1 protein-coding gene is annotated in these 403 nt (G+C 78.9%); it reads right to left on the reverse strand.

Translation table 11 applies throughout. From position 1 onward, the window contains the following. Positions 1 to 403, reverse strand: a 403-nt coding sequence (locus tag G3I41_RS12005; protein ID WP_164400191.1) for an AMP-binding protein, incomplete at both ends; no start/stop codon positions are given.

Raw genomic sequence — 403 nt, forward strand, 5'->3', positions numbered from 1 at the left:
CGCGTCCGGCCGGCCAGGCGGACCGGTCGCCGAGCGCGAGGCGGGGCACGGCCGTGAACCGGGCGGCCCGTGCCGCGTCCTGGACGAGGAACAGGGCCGGGCGGGCGTCGTCCAGCATGTGGGCGACGCGGGCTTCGGGGTAGTCCAGGTCGACGGGCAGGCAGGCGGCCCCGGCCTTGGCGACCGCCAGCATTGCGACGACCCGGTCCGCGGTGCCGTCGGCGGCGAGGGCGACGAGGTCGCCGCGGCCGATGCCCCGGTCGTGGAGGTGGTGGGCCAGGTCGTCGGAGCGGGCGTCCAGGTCCGCGAAGGTGAGCTGCTGGGCGCCGGCCCGGACCGCGATCCGCCCGGGGGTCCGGGCGGCCTGGAGACGGAACGCCTCGGGGGCGGTACGGGCGTGGAC

The sequence above is a fragment of the Streptomyces sp. SID9727 genome (assembly GCF_010550605.1).
Classification (GTDB): Bacteria; Actinomycetota; Actinomycetes; order Streptomycetales; family Streptomycetaceae; genus Streptomyces.